The sequence below is a fragment of the Acinetobacter sp. WCHAc060033 genome, from assembly GCF_004209125.1.
GTDB lineage: Bacteria > Pseudomonadota > Gammaproteobacteria > Pseudomonadales > Moraxellaceae > Acinetobacter > Acinetobacter wuhouensis.
Genome location: NZ_SGSW01000018.1, coordinates 1 through 20,492, shown reverse-complemented (window position 1 = coordinate 20,492; position 20,492 = coordinate 1). Strand labels below are relative to the sequence as shown.

At 37.8% G+C, this 20,492-nt stretch carries 23 protein-coding genes and 3 tRNA genes; 13 read left to right on the top strand and 13 right to left on the bottom strand.

Annotated elements, in window-relative coordinates:
* Nucleotides 1–148: 148 nt before the first annotated feature.
* Nucleotides 149–1,126 (top strand): mechanosensitive ion channel family protein, encoded by a 978-nt coding sequence (locus EXE10_RS09815; RefSeq protein WP_130113236.1) that lies wholly within the window; start codon nucleotides 149–151, stop codon nucleotides 1,124–1,126.
* On the opposite strand, the gene EXE10_RS09810 is transcribed toward EXE10_RS09815, so the two are convergent.
* From EXE10_RS09810 to prfB, 5 genes are all read right to left on the bottom strand, one after another.
* Entirely contained in the window at nucleotides 1,109–1,822 is a 714-nt protein-coding gene (locus tag EXE10_RS09810; protein WP_130113235.1) for a 16S rRNA (uracil(1498)-N(3))-methyltransferase, read from the bottom strand. The genes EXE10_RS09815 and EXE10_RS09810 overlap by 18 nt on opposite strands.
* Nucleotides 1,819–3,099, bottom strand: coding sequence for a 3-deoxy-D-manno-octulosonic acid transferase (locus EXE10_RS09805; protein WP_130113234.1), 1,281 nt, complete (start codon nucleotides 3,097–3,099; stop codon nucleotides 1,819–1,821). Before EXE10_RS09805 ends, EXE10_RS09810 begins: the two co-directional genes overlap by 4 nt.
* Before the next feature lie 623 nt (nucleotides 3,100–3,722).
* Nucleotides 3,723–4,796 (bottom strand): alkene reductase, encoded by a 1,074-nt coding sequence (locus tag EXE10_RS09800; RefSeq protein ID WP_130113233.1) that lies wholly within the window; start codon nucleotides 4,794–4,796, stop codon nucleotides 3,723–3,725.
* Between the two features lie 38 nt (nucleotides 4,797–4,834).
* Nucleotides 4,835–5,134 carry an ArsR/SmtB family transcription factor gene (locus EXE10_RS09795; protein WP_087512036.1) on the bottom strand — a complete coding sequence of 100 codons (300 nt, stop codon included), beginning with the start codon at nucleotides 5,132–5,134 and terminating at the stop codon, nucleotides 4,835–4,837.
* 181 nt (nucleotides 5,135–5,315) lie between these two features.
* Nucleotides 5,316–6,411 (bottom strand): peptide chain release factor 2 gene (gene prfB, locus EXE10_RS09790; RefSeq protein ID WP_100249700.1). Its coding sequence is split into 2 segments (ribosomal slippage): nucleotides 5,316–6,338 and nucleotides 6,340–6,411, totalling 1,095 coding nucleotides; the frame shifts between segments, so codons are not numbered across the junction.
* A 190-nt stretch (nucleotides 6,412–6,601) separates the two neighbouring features.
* Between prfB and EXE10_RS09785 the strand changes: the two genes are divergently transcribed.
* The 4 genes from EXE10_RS09785 (at nucleotide 6,602) to EXE10_RS09770 (ending at nucleotide 10,925) form a co-directional block, all read left to right on the top strand.
* Complete coding sequence (locus EXE10_RS09785; protein ID WP_130113232.1) at nucleotides 6,602–7,459, top strand: putative porin; 858 nt, start codon at nucleotides 6,602–6,604, stop codon at nucleotides 7,457–7,459.
* A gap of 300 nt (nucleotides 7,460–7,759) precedes the next feature.
* Entirely contained in the window at nucleotides 7,760–8,527 is a 768-nt protein-coding gene (locus EXE10_RS09780) for a putative porin (protein ID WP_130113231.1), read from the top strand.
* Nucleotides 8,528–8,721: 194 nt separating this feature from the next.
* Nucleotides 8,722–9,723 (top strand): DNA cytosine methyltransferase, encoded by a 1,002-nt coding sequence (locus tag EXE10_RS09775; RefSeq protein ID WP_130113230.1) that lies wholly within the window; start codon nucleotides 8,722–8,724, stop codon nucleotides 9,721–9,723.
* 65 nt (nucleotides 9,724–9,788) lie between these two features.
* Entirely contained in the window at nucleotides 9,789–10,925 is a 1,137-nt protein-coding gene (locus EXE10_RS09770; RefSeq protein ID WP_130113229.1) for a restriction endonuclease, read from the top strand.
* 195 nt (nucleotides 10,926–11,120) lie between these two features.
* On the opposite strand, the gene guaA is transcribed toward EXE10_RS09770, so the two are convergent.
* The 3 genes from guaA to EXE10_RS09755 form a co-directional block, all read right to left on the bottom strand.
* Nucleotides 11,121–12,689, bottom strand: a complete 1,569-nt coding sequence (guaA, locus tag EXE10_RS09765; RefSeq protein ID WP_068975605.1) for a glutamine-hydrolyzing GMP synthase — start codon at nucleotides 12,687–12,689, stop codon at nucleotides 11,121–11,123.
* Between the two features lie 110 nt (nucleotides 12,690–12,799).
* The gene (locus tag EXE10_RS09760) at nucleotides 12,800–13,366 is read right to left on the bottom strand and encodes a hypothetical protein (protein WP_228256811.1); all 567 of its coding nucleotides are present in this window, start codon (nucleotides 13,364–13,366) and stop codon (nucleotides 12,800–12,802) included.
* A gap of 211 nt (nucleotides 13,367–13,577) precedes the next feature.
* Nucleotides 13,578–13,994, bottom strand: a complete 417-nt coding sequence (locus tag EXE10_RS09755) for a DoxX family protein (RefSeq protein WP_130113228.1) — start codon at nucleotides 13,992–13,994, stop codon at nucleotides 13,578–13,580.
* Between the two features lie 198 nt (nucleotides 13,995–14,192).
* Between EXE10_RS09755 and EXE10_RS09750 the strand changes: the two genes are divergently transcribed.
* Entirely contained in the window at nucleotides 14,193–14,855 is a 663-nt protein-coding gene (locus tag EXE10_RS09750) for a DedA family protein (RefSeq protein WP_130113227.1), read from the top strand.
* A 91-nt stretch (nucleotides 14,856–14,946) separates the two neighbouring features.
* Here the strand turns inward: EXE10_RS09750 and EXE10_RS09745 are convergent, their stop codons facing one another.
* From EXE10_RS09745 to EXE10_RS09730, 4 genes are all read right to left on the bottom strand, one after another.
* Nucleotides 14,947–15,360 carry a hypothetical protein gene (locus tag EXE10_RS09745; protein WP_086322704.1) on the bottom strand — a complete coding sequence of 138 codons (414 nt, stop codon included), beginning with the start codon at nucleotides 15,358–15,360 and terminating at the stop codon, nucleotides 14,947–14,949.
* 13 nt (nucleotides 15,361–15,373) lie between these two features.
* The gene (locus tag EXE10_RS09740; RefSeq protein ID WP_130113226.1) at nucleotides 15,374–16,210 is read right to left on the bottom strand and encodes a ParA family protein; all 837 of its coding nucleotides are present in this window, start codon (nucleotides 16,208–16,210) and stop codon (nucleotides 15,374–15,376) included.
* A gap of 85 nt (nucleotides 16,211–16,295) precedes the next feature.
* The gene (locus tag EXE10_RS09735; RefSeq protein WP_130113225.1) at nucleotides 16,296–16,688 is read right to left on the bottom strand and encodes a SirB2 family protein; all 393 of its coding nucleotides are present in this window, start codon (nucleotides 16,686–16,688) and stop codon (nucleotides 16,296–16,298) included.
* A 17-nt stretch (nucleotides 16,689–16,705) separates the two neighbouring features.
* On the bottom strand, nucleotides 16,706–17,014 hold the full coding sequence (locus EXE10_RS09730; protein ID WP_087552085.1) for a BolA family protein: 309 nt from the start codon (nucleotides 17,012–17,014) through the stop codon (nucleotides 16,706–16,708).
* A 233-nt stretch (nucleotides 17,015–17,247) separates the two neighbouring features.
* Between EXE10_RS09730 and EXE10_RS09725 the strand changes: the two genes are divergently transcribed.
* The 3 genes from EXE10_RS09725 (at nucleotide 17,248) to EXE10_RS09715 (ending at nucleotide 17,564) form a co-directional block, all read left to right on the top strand.
* Nucleotides 17,248–17,320: transfer RNA gene (locus EXE10_RS09725), tRNA-Gly, on the top strand.
* 47 nt (nucleotides 17,321–17,367) lie between these two features.
* Nucleotides 17,368–17,443 (top strand) — tRNA-Gly (locus tag EXE10_RS09720).
* Nucleotides 17,444–17,488: 45 nt separating this feature from the next.
* A tRNA-Gly gene (locus EXE10_RS09715) sits at nucleotides 17,489–17,564 on the top strand.
* Between the two features lie 473 nt (nucleotides 17,565–18,037).
* Here EXE10_RS09715 and EXE10_RS09710 read toward each other — a convergent pair.
* Nucleotides 18,038–18,265 (bottom strand): helix-turn-helix domain-containing protein, encoded by a 228-nt coding sequence (locus EXE10_RS09710; protein WP_130113224.1) that lies wholly within the window; start codon nucleotides 18,263–18,265, stop codon nucleotides 18,038–18,040.
* Nucleotides 18,266–18,378: 113 nt separating this feature from the next.
* On the opposite strand from EXE10_RS09710, the gene EXE10_RS09705 reads away from it, so the two are divergent.
* The 4 genes from EXE10_RS09705 to EXE10_RS09690 form a co-directional block, all read left to right on the top strand.
* A complete protein-coding gene (locus EXE10_RS09705; protein WP_000122748.1) occupies nucleotides 18,379–18,588 on the top strand; it encodes a hypothetical protein in 210 nt (69 codons plus the stop codon).
* 19 nt (nucleotides 18,589–18,607) lie between these two features.
* A complete protein-coding gene (locus tag EXE10_RS09700) occupies nucleotides 18,608–19,789 on the top strand; it encodes a tyrosine-type recombinase/integrase (protein WP_130113223.1) in 1,182 nt (393 codons plus the stop codon).
* Nucleotides 19,782–20,030, top strand: coding sequence for a hypothetical protein (locus EXE10_RS09695; protein ID WP_130113222.1), 249 nt, complete (start codon nucleotides 19,782–19,784; stop codon nucleotides 20,028–20,030). The genes EXE10_RS09700 and EXE10_RS09695 overlap by 8 nt, the downstream gene beginning before the upstream one ends.
* Nucleotides 20,031–20,098: 68 nt before the next feature.
* On the top strand, nucleotides 20,099–20,492 hold a 394-nt coding region (locus tag EXE10_RS09690), incomplete at its 3' end, for a DUF1376 domain-containing protein (RefSeq protein WP_130113221.1).

Sequence of the window (20,492 nt, the reverse complement as noted above, 5' to 3'; positions counted from 1 at the left end):
CCTTTTAAGTAAGAAGATGATTGATCAATGTGAATGATTAAATGACAAGTTTAAACTTTGTTTACAAGTTATACGAAAAACTGTAATCAATGCTGAACATCTTTGAAATTTCAGGCAAAATATTGCAATCATTTTACTGGACACGACAGTGGCTGAAGAAGCAAATAAATTAAGTGAGGTCGCGCAAGACACCACCCAACTCATCCAATCTGCAGGTGAAAAAACGGCACAATCCGTGATTCAACATACTGCAAAATATAACGATGCCTACTCAACGATCGACAAATTTGTAGATGGTTTTTGGGAACGTCTGCCTTATTTAACTATTGCTTTAGTCGTCATTACCATTTTCTGGTTATTGTCTAAGCTGTTTAAATTCTTTGTCCGTAAAACCTTATCCAATCGTAACTATACTCGTCAAAACTTGGTTCTAGTTTTGAACCGTGTGGGTAGTACTGCGATTATGTTCTTTGGTTTCTTGATCGCAATGGTGATTGCTATCCCTGGTTTTACACCAAGTCAATTGATGAGTGCTCTTGGGATTGGTTCTGTTGCAATCGGTTTTGCATTTAAAGATATTTTCCAAAATTTACTTTCAGGGATTCTGATTCTAATTTCTGAGCCATTTAAAATCGGTGATGACATTATCGTCACAGGCATGGAAGGAACCGTTGAAGATATTCAAATCCGTGCGACATTCCTCCGTTCACCAGATGGTCGTCGTATCGTAATTCCCAATGCGACAGTCTATACCAGTGCAGTAACTGTAAATACAGCCTATCCACGTCGTCGTTGTGAGTTTGTGGTGGGTATTGGTTATGAAGATGATGTGCAAAAAGCCAAAGACATTATTTTAAAATTATTAGATAAAGATCAACGCATTTTAAGCCAACCGGGTTTCTCGGTAAACGTAACAGCACTTGCTGATTTTTCTGTGAATTTAACCGTGCGTTGGTGGGTAGATACCAGTCAAGTGCTCACGGCTTCATCTATCAGTGAAATTCAAGAATTGGTATTGGATGCCTTTGCTGAAAATAACATCTCAATTCCTTATCCAGTTCAAGAAGTCAAAGTCTATCGTGGTGATCCATCTGTAGATGAAAACGACTCAGGTCGCGCTAAATAAACGTCCTAGTACATAGGGAATTGCGGTTTCAGTTCTTAAAATTCGGTTGCCTAAACTCACCGCTTGGCAGCCGTTTTTTATGAGTAAATCAATTTCATAAGGAATAAAACCACCCTCAGGTCCAATGATCACCGTACATGAATGATCAACCGCATAGGGCATTTTTAAATTTGTATAAGGATGTGCGACATAAGCAGGACTATGTTCACTGATCATGATCGGCAATACATCTTCAACAAAAGGTTTAAAACGTTTATATAACTCAATTTTAGGTGCAATCGTGTCACCTGCCTGCTCTAAGCCTAATGTCACAAAATGATCAAGCTGTTGTAAGAATGGAGTTTGCCAATAACTTTTATCCACGCGATAACTGTGGATAAGGATTAACTTATCCACACCCAATGTAACCGCATCCATAATTAAACGACGCAAAACTTTGGGACGTGGTAAAGCCACAATCAAAGTCACTGGTAATTTTTCAGGAACTTTTTCTTCTTTTAAAGGTTTTAGTTGAATCGAATTTCCTGAAATTTCAATAATTTCAGTTAAGTATCGTTTAGCTTCACGAATCCCGACTTTCAGCGTATCACCGACTTTGACACCGACATGGGTATGCAAATGTTCAAGCTGTCGTTTGGAACTTATTGTCCAGATTTCAGATTCAGTCTGACGCGGGTCTAACAGAACGATGTTCATAGATAGGTATCAATCACTGCAATATGCTTCTGCAAAGACCCTTTATTTCTATTCAATACTTCAATCGCATGCTGACTCAGCTGTTGTGCAAATGCCTGATCTTGCAGACAACGAACCAGTAACTGTGTCACTTCATCCACAGACTGCCCGACTGCAACGGCATCCGCCTGAATAAACTCATCAACAATGGCTTGGAAATTAAAATAATTTGGACCAATCACCGTGGGTACATCCAACACCATTGGTTCTAAAATATTATGTCCACCGCCAGGTTCATTCAGCGACCCACCGACAAAACATGCCTGGCTTAAGGCATACCACAGCCACATTTCACCCATACTGTCAGCTAAATAAACCTGTGTATCTAATTGAATCAATTGACCTAAACTACGGCGTTGGGTATTTAAATTTAGACTTTGAGCAATATTAAACACTTCATCAAAACGTTCAGGATGACGCGGTACAACAATCAACAACCAATCTGAATGCTGTTCAAGATACGGTTTAAAAGCGGTAAGTAGTTTTTCTTCTTCAGGAGAATGCGTACTCGCAATCGTGATGATTTTACGAGAGCTTAAATTCCAGTCCTGTTGTAACTGTTGCGCCTTTTGCACAAATTGCTCAGGTGCAGAAATATCAAACTTGATACTTCCGACCACTTCAGTTTGATCTGACTGACTGCCTAAAGTAATAAAACGCTGTTGCGTTGCCAGATCCTGCGCCAATAAACGATCCAGTTTTTGTAGCATTGGGCGGGTCAGACTCGGCACTTTGCCATAGCCTTTGGCAGACTTTTCCGAAAGACGTGCATTGACCAGAATACAAGGCACTTTGAATTCTTTGGCTTGATCAATCAGATTTGGCCACAGTTCTGTTTCAACCAGAATCAACAATTTAGGCTGATATTTCTGATAAAAATCAGCAATTAAATATTTTTGATCTGCAGGTAAATACACCGCCTGAAATAACGCTTCATAGGGCGCTTTTAAGAATAACGATTTAGAACGTGCCTGACCCGTCTTGGTGGTATTGGTCACAAGAACTGTATGACCCAATTTTAAATAATGCTCGATCAATGGCTGTGCAGCATTGGTTTCACCCACAGAAACACAATGAAACCAAATGGTTTGCAGATTTTTAGCAGGCTGAAATGGGCCAAAACGTTCAAGACATTCCTGTTGATATTCCGCTGTATTTTGCGCACGTTTTTTTATTCGTGAACGATACAATGGTTTGACGATCGTCAGTGCTGCGTTATACCAGAAAGGAGTAGCCAAACAGAATGCCCCAAAATCAATTTAATGGGCAAATATAACAGAGCTATATTCAGTTGTTAATGAATAATATTTAACGAATTGTTGTGAAAAATCACAATATCTTTTTTTTGGACAGTAAGAACAATATTATTTAGCGCTATTCTCAATAAAATAATGAAAGTTCCTTCTCCCTTTGGGATGAGGAGGTAACTCCGCAAGAGGATGAGGGGATTTTGAATAGAAAACCTCTCCCTCTTGCGAAACGATGTTTCTCATCCTGAAAGGAGAGGGAACATTCAATATTGATTCAGATCTCGCTGAAAATAACTTTCGCAAGAGGTCTAATTAAAATATTTTTGGAAACTGCTACTTTTCTTTCCAACATATAAGTTGGCTGACTATCAGCCCTCAATGTAAATCGTGCTATCACGTTAGGCGACATGGATGTCGCCGTTGGGTACAGGTAAAGGGACTTACCTTGTACCCAACAAAGGATTTTTGTTACTTTTTATCCTGAGCAAGAACAAAGCATTGCTTTGTTTGAAGCGCAAGAGTAAGGCATCGCCTACACAAATTAATCTAAATTTTGCAAGGCTAATAGGGCTGTGCTTACCTAAAAGTAATACTGCTTAATTTTTAAATCATTAATGCTGAGTATTTACATCCAAAGCAGGATAATCAATATACCCTTCCGCAGTTTGTGAACCGATCATATTTTCAAACACCAATTCATTGAGTGGTGCATCCTGAACCAAACGCTCAAACAGATCAGGGTTGGCAATATAAGCCTTACCAAAAGACACCGCATCCGCTTTACCTGAAGCAAGCAAATCGATTGCATCATCACGGCTCAACTTCATATTGGCAATATAAGGTACACCGCCTGAACGCTGTTTCATCTCTTCACTGATACTGTCATCAGCCAGATATTCACGGGTAAAGAAGAACGCAATGTGGCGCTTTCCTAACTGCTCCAAAGCATAACCAAAGGTTTCACGTGGAGTAGCATCACCCATATCATGCTCATCACCACGTGGAGCTAAATGCACACCAACACGACTTGCGCCCCACACCTCGATCAATACATCAGTCACTTCCAGTAATAAACGAGTGCGATTCTCTACCGAACCACCATACTCATCATCACGTTGATTGGTAGAACTTTGCAGGAACTGATCGATCAGATAACCATTGGCAGCATGCAGTTCAACGCCATCAAAACCAGCCGCTTTGGCACGGATTGCAGCCTGTTTATATTGCTCAACAATGCTTTTAATTTCAGAGATTTCTAAAGGACGTGGTACAACATAATCACGTTTTGGACGCAGTAAACTTACTTGACCCGCTTGTTGTACAGCACTTGCAGATACAGGCGTTTCACCATTGAGAAGATCAGGATGTGACACACGACCCACATGCCACAATTGTGCGAGGATTAAACCACCTTTGTCATGCACAGCTTGAGTGGTCAATTTCCAACCCTCCACTTGCGCATCCGTGAATAACCCTGGTGTATTTAAATAACCATTGGCTTCTTCAGAAATCACCGTTGCTTCGGAAATGATTAAACCTGCACTGGCACGTTGCGCATAGTATTCCGCCATCATTGCAGTTGGAACACGATCAGCTGTTGCACGACTGCGTGTGAGTGGCGCCATGATGACACGATTTTTGAGATGTAAATCGCCTAGAACAAGGGGAGAATTAAGTTCAGCCATATTTGCCTCATCACTCGCTTTCCAACCCGAATCAGGAGTTAAAGCGAGTTTTTTAAGTATTCAATATATTGCTGAATAAGAACTTCATTACGTGAAAAGTACGACCATTGACCATACTTTTCTGCTTGAATTAATCCTGACTGTTGCAAAACTGACAAATGATTAGACATCGTAGACTGAGAGACATTACCGAGTTTTTCGATATTCCCTGCACATATGCCACGACTAAAGCCACCGCACTGCTCTTCACACAGATACTGTTGTGGATTTTTCAACCACTCCAGAATCTGGCGTCGAGTCGGATTTGCCAATGCTTTAGAAATTAAATCAATATCCATAGCCACAACCCGTATCAGATACATCCAATTTTGAGCAAAGCTCTATTCAGCATCTTTGTAGATAATATATCGTATTTTTTCGATTTTAATATCGAATATTTTAGATATATTGTAAAGATACCGATAAAGCTTTGCTATTTATCACAATTTAAATAGAAAAATTTTATTAACAAACGTTCGATTAAAGCCCTTGCTTTAAGCTCGCTTCAATAAATTTATCCAAATCACCATCCAGTACCGCACCTGTGTTGGAATTTTCCACACCTGTACGCAAGTCTTTAATCCGTGAGTCATCTAAAACGTATGAACGAATCTGACTGCCCCAACCAATATCAGACTTAGAATCTTCAAGTGCCTGCGCAGCTTCGTTACGCTTACTCATTTCCAGTTCATACAATTTTGCACGTAACTGCTTCCAAGCATGGTCACGGTTGGCATGTTGTGAACGCTGGTTCTGACATGCCACCACAATACCTGTTGGTGCGTGGGTTAAACGTACCGCAGAGTCAGTTTTGTTAATGTGCTGACCACCCGCACCTGATGCACGATAAGTATCGGTACGGACATCGGCAGGATTGATATCAATTTCAATATTATCATCGACTTCAGGCGATACAAACACCGCTGAGAAAGAGGTATGACGACGGTTACCTGAGTCAAATGGTGACTTACGTACTAAACGGTGTACACCAGATTCGGTACGTAACCAACCGTATGCATACTCACCTTCAACACGGATGGTTGCAGATTTAATCCCTGCTACATCACCATCAGATTCTTCCATCAGTTCAGCTTTAAAGCCATGACGTTCGATCCAACGCATATACATACGCAACAACATTGACGCCCAGTCCTGTGCTTCAGTACCGCCTGAACCCGCTTGAATTTCCACATAACATGGGTTCGGGTCCATAGGGTTACTGAACATACGGCGGAATTCAAGCTTCGCCAATTCTGCTTCTGCTGTATCCAACTCAGCCTGTACATCTGCCAATAGACTTTCATCATCTGCTTCAACAGCTAAATCTAAAAGTGCTTGTGCATCTTCAATTTGTGTAGCTAAACCTTCTAAAACGTTGAGTACGTTTTCCAGTTCGCCTTTTTCTTTTGCCATGGCTTGCGCACGGCTTTGGTCATTCCAGATCGCAGGATCTTCTAACTCGCGGAGAACCTCTTCTAAACGCTCTTTCTTTAGATCGTAGTCAAAGATACCCCCGTAGTGTTAGACCACGGTCATTTAAGTCTTTTAGCTGTAATAGATAAGGATTGATTTCCACGAGTTTTAATCTCACATTGGCTGTTTTTTAATTCGGACGCATTCTACCACAGAGTGAAAAAAGTTGAGATATTGCTTTTCTTGTCTAACAAAGCAATTGACCACAGTTTAATATTTATGAAAAATACGCACGCTTTTACAACCAATATTACATTTTTTTGACAACAACAACTTAAATTAGGGTCACAACAATGAAACGCTCACTACTCGCAATTGCGATCGCAACGCTTGCTTCTTCAAGTTTCGCCTACAATGTTCAATTAGATGGCGGCTTTAGCTACTTTGATCATGACAATGATTTTATTGATACAGATAATCAATTTGATATCAAAGGAACCTATTATTTTAACCCAGTACAAAGCAAAACTGGCCCTTTAAATGAAGCTGCTTTCTTAGGTCATAACAGCAATGTTTATGCAAAATACACATATAACTATATGGAAAGCAAAGATTATATCGACGATTTCGGCAATAGTTATGCGCTTGCTAAAGACGAGCGTGAAATCCACCATGTTGTGGGTGGCTTAGAATATTTTTATGAACAGTTCTATGCAAATGCTGAAGTTGGTTTTGGTCGCCTCAAAGATGAATCTGAATATCGTTTTGCCAACGCCAAAACAACAGTCAAAGATGATTATGATGTAACAACTTACCGCGCATTAGTCGGTTTTACCCCGATCAGCAACTTACTTCTTGCTGCGGGTGTAGATGGTTATTATGGTGAAAATGATGGCGATGATGATGCAGCATTCGCTGTAACAGCAAAATATGTTGCTCCTGTAGGCCCATCTGGTCAGTATGTAAACTTAGAAGCGAATGGTACATTTGGTGATACTGACCATTATGAAATCGGTGCAGATTACTACTTAAATAAAGCATTTAGCATTGGTACTGCATACGAACGTCAAGATGAAAAAGATACTGACGCCGTCGATTATTTTACACTTCGTACAAAATACTTCATCAATGACGTTGCTGCGGTTGGTGCTGCAATTGGCTTTGGTGATGATGTACAAGCATACAATATCAACGCGACATTCCGTTTCTAAGTTGTAAAAACTGTCGTTTTTAAAAAGGCATTCTTTAAACAGAGTGCCTTTTTTATTTCAAAACATGTCTAAAATTTACGCAAAACCCACCAATATCCACATTTCCCACACAGTTTTAATAAAACAAAACATGAAAATTAATTTATTATTTTCAATTACTTAATCTTTAAAAATTACACAAAGTTACCTATATTACAGTTTGATTACTTACTTGGGTTGACGATTTATTTATTTCACCTAGACTTAAAGTTGTAACAAAAAATGTATATCGAAACGAATCATTTTCAGAGGGGATCAACCATGAAAAAATTAACAATCGCTTCAGCAGTTTTCTCGGCACTCGTTATGACTGGCACTGCACATGCATATCAAGCAGAAGTGGGTGGTTCATATACATATAATGACCCAGATGATTTTGATGCTACTCATCAGTTTGGTGTTGATGGAACTTATTACTTTAAACCAGTTCAAACACGTAATTCACCATTGAATGAAGCTGCATTTTTAGATCGCGCAAGTAATGTAAAAGCCAATGTAAATTATGCCAACAATGACGGCGTGAAAGACACTCAATACGGCGCAGGTCTTGAGTATTATGTACCTAGTTCTGACTTCTATGTTAGTGGTCGTGTAGGTCGTGATGAATATGAAGTTGATAACACACCGATTGATCGTAAGGTAACAACTTATGGCGCGGAAGTGGGTTATTTACCAACTGCTGGCTTATTGCTTGCGCTTGGTGTAACAGGTTATGACGAAAAGCATGGTGATGACGGTGCTGACCCGACTGTTCGTGCGAAGTATGTAACGAAAGTAGGTCAATATGACGCTAACTTTGAAGCATTTGGTGCTTTTGGCGACCTAGATGAGTATAAAGTACGTGGTGACTTGTATTTAGATAAAACTTTAAGTGTTGGTGCAGATTACTACAACAATGACTTAACTAATCGTGACGAGTTTGGTATTTCTGCGAAAAAATTCTTTAACCAAAACGTAAGCTTAGAAGGTCGTGTTGGTTTCGGTGATGATTACAACACTTATGGTGTTCGTGCAGGTTACCGTTTCTAATCAAACCGATTTGATCGTAAAAGAAAACCAGTCGAAAGACTGGTTTTTATTTTGAGGTGGTATGTAACGGATTTATTGAAATGAATTACTTTAAATTTAACTTCACAAAAACGCGTTGAATGTATGCTGCTTTTTTTTAGATTTTACTTTAGAATCTACAGACGTGATGTCCCTGTAGAACTGAGTCCAATTACATGCAACCTAAACTTTTCAATCCACCTCCTTTTTCGGAGCAAGTCAATATAACTTTCAAGTTTATTGACCTATTCGCTGGTGTTGGAGGTTTTAGGATGGCTTTACAAAATTTAGGTGGAAGTTGCGTATTTAGTAGTGAATGGAATAAGCATGCTCAAACTACTTATGAGAAAAATTATGGTGAATTACCTGATGGCGATATCACTTTAGATGAAACCAAAATAAAGATTCCTCAAAGTTTTGATATTTTATGTGGTGGCTTTCCTTGCCAAGCATTTTCAATTGCAGGCTACCAAAAAGGCTTTCAAGAAACACGTGGAACTTTATTTTTTGATATTGCAGATATTGCAAAAAAACATCAACCTCGTGTCATTTTTTTAGAAAATGTAAAGAATCTCCTAACTCATGATAAAGGCAATACTTTTCAAGTTATCAAGAATACTTTGAAAGAGCTTGGCTATGCTGTTTATTTTAAAGTTTTAAATAGTATGACTCATGCAAATGTTCCTCAAAATCGTGAGCGTATTTTTATTGTAGCTTTCAATGAAGCACTTATTCCTAATCATGCCGAGTTTCAGTTTCCTGAAGCAATCCCACTAACGAAAACTATTCATGATTTTTTGGAAACTGAAAAAGTAGATCAAAAATATTATTATCAGCCTGATCACATGTATTACCCAATATTGAAAGAAAGTATGACTTCTCGTGATACGCTATATCAATGGCGTCGTGTGTATGTACGTGAAAATAAAAGTAATGTTTGCCCGACTTTAACAGCAAATATGGGAGCAGGTGGTCATAATGTACCGCTATTGGTTGATGATTTTGGTATTCGTAAATTGACCCCAAAAGAGTGCTTTGCTTTTCAAGGTTATCCTGTAGATAAAATGGTTTTCTCTGAAAAAATGGCGAATAGTGCGCTGTATATGCAAGCGGGTAACTCTGTGACTATGCCGTTAATTCAACGAATTGGAGAACAGATTCTAAAAGTTATCAACTAAGCATTTTTAAACTATGTTAGTTACTGTATAACTAGTAACTTATAGTTAAATCTACAGTAAATAATATGGTTAGCTTCGCTCAAATTGATCAAAAAAATGATGGTGAATATTTAAAATTATTAGATGCTATCAGCAAACTTTCTGGTTTATTCAGTGAAAGTGGAACACCTTTTATTAACTATCGTGTAGCTGAAAATGTTTTCTGTAAAAGTTTCAATGCAGAAAATTTATCACGTTCAGATACTGCCTATGATGCAAAATATCAAAATAGTATTGGCATAGGTTTAAAAACTTTTATTTGCGAAAAAGAATTTAGCAATGAAAAGATTGCTGAATTTAATGCTCTTTCAAAAAATCTGTCTGTACTTCAAGGCAAAGAATTGGCCCAAGAACTTGCAAAATATCGCAATGAACGCATTGAATTAGCTAATCGTCTCTATAATATCACTACTGGGTTCTATCATATCGTCGCACGTAGAAATTCAGAATTGGTGCTTTTTGAAACTGATTACAATAAAATTAATATCTCCAATATCAAAAATATAAAAACAACTAAAGCAGGAATTTCATTCGAAGATGGATCACATCAATATTCTTTTAACTTTTCAAAAAGTACTCTTTTCAGAAGGTTCTATATCCCTCAAGATGCTTTTACATTACCTATAGAAATTATTGAAGATCCCTATACATTATTACTCGATTTATTTGGGAACCAAAGCTTTAAAGAAGCCAAAAACAAGCTAATAAAGGGTGAAAATTTTATAGTTCTTCCTCTTTATGGAATGAAAAATAAAGAAAAATTTGTTTTCGAAAGTAGTGGTTTAAATCAATGGAATGCTGGTGGCAGAACAAGAGATAGAGGTGAAGTATACATCCCCATACCTAAAAAAATTCATGAACTTTTTCCAAATTTCTTCCCACCCAAAGATCATGTTTTTGAACTAGAAGTACCTACTGGTGAAGCATTTTCAGCTAAAGTTTGCCAACAAAATTCCAAAGCTTTAATGACAAATCCAAATAGAGCCCTTTCAGATTGGTTATTAAGAAAACTTTTACAACTTCAAGAAGGTGAATTAGCAACTATTGAAAAGCTCTTAGAATTAGGCTTTGACAGTGTTATTATTTACAAGGACAGTAATAATAAATTTAGGATTGATAAAGCAGAACTTAATGGTTATGAAACTTTTATTAATGAAGAATAAAAAGAGCGCCTAAGCACTCTTTTTTATAAATAATTCTCTTAGCTACTACGAGCACCTCGCACAAAATTCAAAGCAATACTTTGAATTTTGCTCATGGCATAAAATCAGCAAAATACGTTGCATTTTGAAACCCTGAGAGGTGAAATAACAAAGCTATGCTTTGTCACCTCGCAAGACTTTCAGCTATGCTGAAAGTTACTCCCATTCAATCGTAGCTGGTGGTTTAGACGACACGTCATAAACAACACGAGAAACATCAGCGATTTCATTCATGATACGCGTTGAGATTTTATCAACAAGATCATAAGGAAGATGTGCAAAACGCGCTGTCATAAAGTCAACAGTTTCAACCGCACGAAGTGCAATCACCCATGCATAACGACGACCATCACCCACTACACCAACTGATTTAACAGGTTGGAATACAGCGAATGCTTGCGCAGTTTTATCATACCAACCGCTTGCACGAAGCTCTTGCATAAAGATGTCATCAGCAAGACGAAGAATATCTGCATACTCTTTTTTCACTTCGCCAAGAATACGAACACCCAAACCTGGGCCAGGGAACGGATGACGGTAAAGCATCTCAAATGGTAAACCTAAAGTTGTACCTAAACGACGTACTTCATCTTTAAACAAATCACGGATTGGCTCAACCAGTTCAAATGCTAAATCTTCTGGTAAACCACCCACGTTGTGGTGTGATTTGATCACATGTGCTTTACCATTTTTAGTCGCAGCAGATTCGATCACGTCAGGATAAATCGTACCTTGAGCAAGGAAGTTTACGCCATCAAGCTTACGTGCTTCTTCAGCAAAAACTTCGATGAACTCACGACCAATGATTTTACGTTTTTTCTCAGGATCAACCTCACCTGCAAGCGCAGATAAGAAACGATCTTCAGCATCAGCACGAATTACGCGAATACCCATGTTTTTCGCAAACATGTCCATCACTTGCTCGCCTTCGTTCAAACGAAGTAAACCGTTGTCTACAAATACACAGGTCAATTGATCGCCAATCGCTTTATGTAAAAGTGCAGCAACTACAGATGAATCCACACCACCTGAAAGACCTAAAAGAACTTTTTGATCGCCAATTTGCTCACGTAATTGTTCAACACGTAAGTCGATGATGTTTTCAGAATTCCAAAGGTTACGGCAACCACAAATGCCATGCACGAAGTTAGATAAAATCTCAGCACCTTTTGCAGTGTGCGTCACTTCTGGGTGGAATTGGATACCATAGAAACGACGAGCTTCATCAGACACCATTGCAAATGGGCAACTTGGCGTGCTTGCAGTCACTTGGAAACCTTCAGGAATCGCAGTCACTTTGTCACCGTGGCTCATCCACACTTTTAATTGGTTTGCTGTATCTTCAAGATCACCGATTAATTTATCACGAACTTGAATATCTACTTCTGCATAACCAAATTCATGCACATCACCTGGCTCAACTTTACCACCAAGTTGTTGCGACATGGTTTGTAGACCATAGCAAATACCGAGTACAGGCACACCTAAGTTGAACACAACTTCAGGGGCACGTGGACTACCCGCTTCATAAACACTTTCTGGACCACCTGAAAGGATGATCCCGTTTGGGTTAAATGCACGAATGTCTTCTTCAGACATATCAAATGCGTACATTTCTGAATAAACACCAGCTTCACGTACACGACGTGCAATCAACTGGCTATATTGAGAACCGAAATCCAAGATGAGGATACGATCTTCAGTAATTTGGGTATTGGTCGTCATGGTATACAACTATGTAGGCAACGAATATAAGCGCCACATTCTAACATTTTTCTGAACAGGACGCACTTTATTCAGTCACCTAGATGAAGAATGAATAATCCATTTGAAAATTAACCATTATTTTCACTTTTTAAGCGCTTTTTGATGATCTCAATCAATTCATCTGGTGTCATACAACGATTTAAAAATTGCTCTAAACTTCCTTGATTGCTAACTTCCCTAAAAAAAACAGTGTGATCTGTACCAAACAAAGTTGGATTATCCAAATTTGGATCGGACAGACAAATATAATATTGATCAGGAAAACTATAACGATAAACAAGTTGTAGAAAATCAGGCTTTGAATTTTGTGTGAATTGAATGACTTCTTTTAAATCAATATCATCCTGTAAAAAATCATAATTCCATTCTTCAAAATCATCTGTACCTTGTTTATATGGTGTAAATAAAAAAGGCTGCCAAAAAGTTTGCCCTCTAGGTTCTTCACTGAATTGATAATAATCTCGAATCAATTGCTGAAAAAATCGCTCAGGATCACGATCAAATAAAGCTTGGTGCTGGTCAAAATATTCACCCAAACCATAGATCGGTTCCTGATCATCAGACTCTGCCCATGGTGTGTCTTGCGGACGTTCAAATAATACTGTGTTGAATTGTATAGAAAGAAGATCATCCACAAATGAATGACCTTGTACATTATCAATATTGCCGCCAAGTGCTTTTATTCTATCAAGTATTTACTTTTTCATTTATAAAATTTAATTAGATCAACTACACCACTATATTAATAAAAATAACCAATGATCGCACTGACAATCTTTTGCTTTTTTTTAATCAAAAAAGCCAGATCATCATCTGGCTACTTTTAATAATTGAAATCTCAATTCATTACTTTTCAATGATATGATCAAGACTGAATTTACCTGCGCCCTGTAGCATCAAGAAAAATAAACCACCTGCCATCGCAAAGTTTTTCATAAAGTTAATGCCATCTTCTGCACCACCATGGAATAAGAATGCTGTAATTAAGCTAAATATACCTAAGCCAAGTGCTGCGAAGCGTGCTTGGAAGCCAAATAACAATGCTAAACCACCACCAAACTCAACAAGAATCGTTAAAGGGAGCATTGCACCAGGAACGCCCATCGACTCCATATAACCGACGGTTGCACTATAAGCCGTTAATTTGCCCCAGCCTGCTACAAGGAAAATGTAAGCCAAGAGGATGCGAGCAATGAGTGCAATTGTTGCTTCTGTGTTTGGTTGATTAACGATATTTTTAACAACGACATTTGGGTTTAACATGATCTTTCCTAAATTTGTATTTCGTTCTGAAGATATAGCCATATTAATCATCGCCAATTTCAACATAAATACTAAAAAAAAGACCTATTGTTTCATTTAAAGAACAATCATCTTAATGTAATAAAGTTACGTTTTAATACTGACTTTCAATATCGACACTGTTAGGATTTGCCTACGAGTTCGCATAGTTTTTGCCTTATGAATCTTATTGATTTTATTTTGCACGTTGACCAACATTTATTTGAATTTATAACCAATTATGGTGTTTGGGTTTACGGAATTTTATTCCTGATTATTTTTGTAGAAACGGGTTTGGTGGTGATGCCATTCCTACCTGGGGATAGCTTACTTTTTGCCGCAGGTGCTTTAGCTGCATCTACAGGTGCGATGGATCCTGTAGTCTTAGTAATCATACTGTTTATCGCAGCGGTTTTAGGTGACACACTAAATTATCATATTGGTAAATATATCGGTCCTCGCGTCTTTGAAATTGAATCCCGATTTATTAATAAACAACATCTGATCAAAACTTCACAATTCTTTGAAAAACACGGTGGCAAAACTATTATTTTTGCACGTTTTATTCCTTTTGCACGTACTTTTGCTCCCTTTGTTGCAGGCGCAGGTAGCATGAATTATAAGTATTTCCTCACTTATAATGCTGTTGGTGCAATTTGCTGGGTTGGTTCTTTTATTACACTCGGTTATTTATTTGGCAATCTGCCTGTAGTCAAAGACAATTTCACCCACCTTATTTTTGGTATTATTATTTTGAGCGTATTACCTGGTATAATCGGTTATATTCGTCATAAGTTTTTTGATAAAAATAAAGCCATTGAAGGTAAAACTGAGAGCAAATAAGATCACTAGATCAAATTGAATATAAAAAACCGATTCTCAAAAAGAATCGGTTTTTTATTGCGTCTGATATTCAGTTCGAAAGATGAAATAATTACTTTTTCACTTCTTGACGCTTCGGTACATAAGGACAGTTTTTAAATTGTGCAGCTTGCGAAAGTGCATCTTGCTCGCCATATAGACGAGACAGCTCGGTATTTTTGGTATTTGAAGATTGTCCCATATTGACAGAAATACTCGGACCAATTCCCCAACCAAAACCGCCACTGCCCCAACCACCACCAAGACCCAAGCCAACACCAACACCTGTACGTTTTGCAGGTGTGACGCCATTGTTGATGTATTGCTGAATACGGTTAAATTCAGCTGAAATTTGCGCACAGTTCATCGCTTGATACTGTGTAGGCGAAACATAAGTTGGTTTTACCGTCGTCGCACATGCCGACAATACTAATGTTGCAATCGTTGCTGTCGCTAATTTTACAGCATTCATTTTTAATGAACTCATCACAATCTCGAAATTATTTTTTATCAATCTCATTGAACAATGATTGATAGGCTTGAGTCAATTTATGATCTGTAGCCAAATGGATTAACGGTAGGTTTTTATGATGAGATTCTTTCATCAACACCGATGGAGGAAGCATATTTTCAAGTACAGGCAAACCTTCATCTTTTAATTGTTGTACCACTTCACGTGGTAATTTTGCCTGAGCTTGGTATTGATTGACTACAATCCCTTCAATTTCAAGACGATCATTATGATCATCTTGGGTTTCAATAACATTTTGAATCAAGGTTTGTAAGGCACGCTTTGAAAATACATCACAATCGAAAGGAATCAGTACACGATCTGCCGAAATAAGCGCAGACAGGGTAAAGAAGTTAAATGCAGGTGGTGTATCAATATAAATACGATCATATTGACCGTTTAAAGACTGGATTGCATCGCGTAGCTTATAAATCTTATGTTTAGATTCTAAAGCATGCTCTAACTCACCCAAACTTGGACTTGCAGGCAATACATCGAGGTCTTTGAATGGCGCACGGTGAATATATTGGTCAAAACCTTTATTTTTACCTTTTAGCAATGAACCGATGGCATTGCCAATCAAGCCTTTTTGCTGATTATTTCCTAAAACATCACTAAAAAAGTTTTCAATATTCGGTTCTAAAGCCGTTTTTTCCGCAGAATAGGTCGCATCATCACCCAAAAGGTATTGGCTAGAATTGGCTTGTGGATCTAGATCAATGACCAATGTTTTAAAACCTTGATGTGCGCTAATCGCCGCAAGATTTACGGTAATACTTGATTTACCAACACCGCCCTTTTGGTTAAACACCACACGCGTCAACATACCTCTTCCCCGAAATATCATTATTTTTAAACTTGTCTATAGTTTAACCTAGACACACTATAAGTGTGAAATCTATGTCTAACAATCAACTAAAAACTGGTTTGATTACCACCAAAGCCAAAGTGGCGATGAGCGCGACAGCACCGATCACTAAACCTGCACGGCGTTGTGCCAAGAGTATGCTCTCATCTTTTTTATAAGCTTTAATTTGGGATGATAAGAACACAATAAATAGAACAACTTTGGCATAAAACCATGGTTGAACCTTAAATTCATTCATCACCAAAAGTGTCACACCTGTGACGACAATCAATGTGAGTGATAAGTGTTGTAATGCAACAAAAGCCACACGACCTTTTTGATTGGGTTGTTGATTTTGAGTGCCTATAAATAAAGTACTTGCACGTAAAACAAAAACCAGTATCAACACCGCAACACTGGTCATGTGAATGATTTTTATCAATAAATGTGTATCCATTTAATTATCCCAAATACTTAAGCTTTAGGTGCATGTGCACATGCAGGACTTGCAGGCGCTTGACCTTGCCACTCGCTTGGTAAATATGCATGGATCGCCAAGGCATGAATTTTTCCTGGGGAAAGTAGTTCTTTAGCGACAGCATAAACTTTTTGATGACGCTGAACTAAACGTAAGCCAGTAAAAGCTTCACTGACAATAATCACTTTAAAGTGTGATTCTTTGCCAGGGAAATAGCCACCATGACCTGAAGATTCGTTGATTACTTCTAAGTGAGTAGGTTCAAGTTGATTTAGGCTATCAATAAGTTGCTGTTCTAAGGTCATGCTACTTCCTTTGAGATACATCAATGGTTTTTATTAGTATAGCTGATTATCTTTAAATGGCTTATTGAAAGCTCCAAATTATGCAGAATATCCTTTGTTAAAAAGACAATTCTGTATTTTATGAGAACTTTCTTGGATTATTTTCATAAAAATGACTTTATTTTATGCAATTAACATTCTCCTGAGCAAAAAAATCTTGACCCTGTTATCTGTTGATGTATTATACACCGCATGCGGGAATAGCTCAGTTGGTAGAGCATAACCTTGCCAAGGTTGGGGTCGGGAGTTCGAGTCTCCTTTCCCGCTCAAAATTTTTTCATTCGGTTTTTTATTTAAAAAATTGAACAGACTCCGCGGGAATAGCTCAGTTGGTAGAGCATAACCTTGCCAAGGTTGGGGTCGGGAGTTCGAGTCTCCTTTCCCGCTCCAAAATTTTTTTATTCAGTTTTTTATTTAAAAAATTGGACAGACTCCGCGGGAATAGCTCAGTTGGTAGAGCATAACCTTGCCAAGGTTGGGGTCGGGAGTTCGAGTCTCCTTTCCCGCTCCAAATTCAAAAAGCCCTGATCGAAAGATTAGGGCTTTTTTATTGTTGATTTAATTGATATTTTTTAATCTGATTAGAATGATTTACTAGAACCTACTTATCACTTTTATTATTTTTTCTTATTCTCTGTGACCAAGATGTGACCATTCGGCGCCCACCTCATATAAATTACTTCAAATGATCTCAGTTTCCATTAAATCATTTGCTCTTTTTAGCTTATCAAAACTCCAAAACTGGATCTAAAAAATAGAATTTTAGTTCGAGACTTGAACTAATTTCTCAAATTTGTGACCAATCACTTTTCTAAAGTGACCATCGGTGACCAAATTTTTTACTTAAAAAAGCTCATTTTTAGATATTCATTTAGGTTTTAAGTAAATCAATTCAAATTATCTATATAAATTTTAACGATCGTTCAAACCTTATATCTACTTTTGTGACCAATCGCGATTTCAATGTGACCATCGGTGACCAAACTACTCTTCACTCATATGATTATTAACATTTTTTTTAAAAATCAATAAATCTCCAACCTCTACATCTAGTGCTGTGCAAATCTTGTCTATTGTCTCAAAATCAATTCTTACTGACTCATCGTTATAAAGTTTATGTAATGTAGATTTGTTAATCCCAGTACTCCTGACTAAATCAGCAACTTTTAATTTCCTTTCAGCCAACAAAACAGCCAAGTTTGAAATAATCATAAATTATCCTAGTTAAATAGTAAAAATTACTTGCAAAGACATAAAAATATGATAATTTACTTAAAGGGAATAATTTTTCCTACTTAACTAGTAAAAAATCAGAGGCTCTTATTATGTCATATACCTATCTTACAGCCCAACAACTGGCTGAAAAAATTCAATACGATGCCCGTACCATTCGCAATCAACTTAAAGATAGCGTCTTCATCGAAGGTGTACATTACATCCGCCCTTTTGGTGGTCGCAAAATTCTTTTTGTTTGGGAACGCATTGAAACAGAAATGCTCAAATTCACTGGTTTAAGCATGGATGCTTTGCAATAAGGCTTAGGAGGTTTAACTAATGGCTACAATTCGGGAAAGAAGTGGCAAATTGATTGCTGACTTTCGCTATATGGGTATTCGATGTAGAGAGACGACAAGTCTCGAAGATAATGCCTATAACCGCAGAGTCTTAAAGAAGCGACTAGAACAACTAGAAGCGGAAATAACGTTAGGTACTTTTGAGTATGAAAAGTACTTTCCTAAAAGTAAAAAAATTGATGACTTCAAAGAAAAACGTAATCAGCAAATTGCTGTACAAACACAAGTACCGCTTTTCAAAGATTTTGCAGCTTTGTGGTTTAAACAGAAACAAATCGAATGGCGGAGTTCTTATCAGCAAAAAGTGGCTATTGTCATTAAAAACTACTTGCTACCTGCTTTTGGTAACCTTGTTTTAACAAAAATTAAGAAGTCAGACTTGTTGAACTTCCGTGCCTCTCTCGCCAAAGTGACACACGGAAAAAATCAGACAAGTCTGAAAGCATCAAGGATCAATCAAATCATGACACCTTTGCGTATGATACTGAATGATGCGGCTGAACGATATAGTTTCGAGTCGCCTTATAAAAATATTAACAATTTGAAAGAAAGTAAAATCGAGGTAACTCCATTTTCTCTCGAAGAAGTACAAAAGATCCTCTCAACTGTGCGTGACGATTTTAAACCGTACTACACCATCCGATTTTTCACAGGTATGCGTACTAGTGAAATTGATGGATTACAGTGGAAAAATGTGGATTTCCAACGTCGAGAAATTCATATCCGAGAAGCACTTGTAAATGGTGTACTTGGTGGCACCAAAACTTATGGTTCCGATCGGACAATTCAAATGAGTGAGCGTATTTATCAAGCTTTTAAACAACAAAAAAGTTTGAATAATGGTAAATCAGATTTTGTCTTCTGTAGTCGAAATGGTGGTCCTTTAGACTACCGCATTGTTAACAAACGTGTTTGGCATCCTCTGTTACGATTTCTGGGGCTCAAATCACGTCGTGCATACCAAACACGCCATACTGCTGCAACGCTTTGGCTATCTGCAGGTGAAAATCCTGAATGGATTGCACGTCAGCTTGGTCATTCAACGACTGAAATGCTATTCCGGGTCTATAGCCGCTATATTCCCAACGTTACACGCCGCGATGGTAGTGCATTTGAAGCGATGCTTGAAAAGCTCAATGAAAAGGAGTTTTTACATGAATAGTAAATCGTTCTTTGGCGGTGTTGTAGTGAGCCAAGAAGCTGATCAGGTTGCTCGTTTACTGATTCAGGAGCTCCATATTCAGAAATTACATAATTTGGCTTTCTTACTCAATATCAATAAATGCTTTGATGATCACCAAGCTTTGAGACTTTGGCTACAGCGAATACTAGATGATGGACAAACTCATTACGATGATCTCGCTCAAGAAGCTCGCCTCCGATTAATGAGCCTTACTCACTAATAAAACCAACATATAAGGTCATTTTATTGATGACCTTAGACCCTCTATACCCATAAAAAGGTAAAACCATGCATAAAGATATTTCAATTTGGATGCCACTTTATATTGGCGACTTACAAGCAAAATTTGCACGAATGACAGCTGAACAAATTGGTGCAACACTGCTATTAATGATGGATTTTTGGAAAAATGGTGCTATTCCTCAAGATTTAGCAACACTGTGCAGTATCACCAAATTACCACAGCAGGCTAAGGCTAAAACCTTGTTGAATACATTGATGACCTTGGAACTGTTTGAAATAGAATCCGAAAAAATTCATTCAAATTTTTTAACCAATTTAAAAAGCCAAGCATTACAAAATCAGCAAATGAAATCTGAGAAAGCCAAAAATGCAGCTCAAGCACGTTGGGGGAAATCTGCAAGTAATGCTCAAGCATCAACCAAGCAATCCAAAATAAATG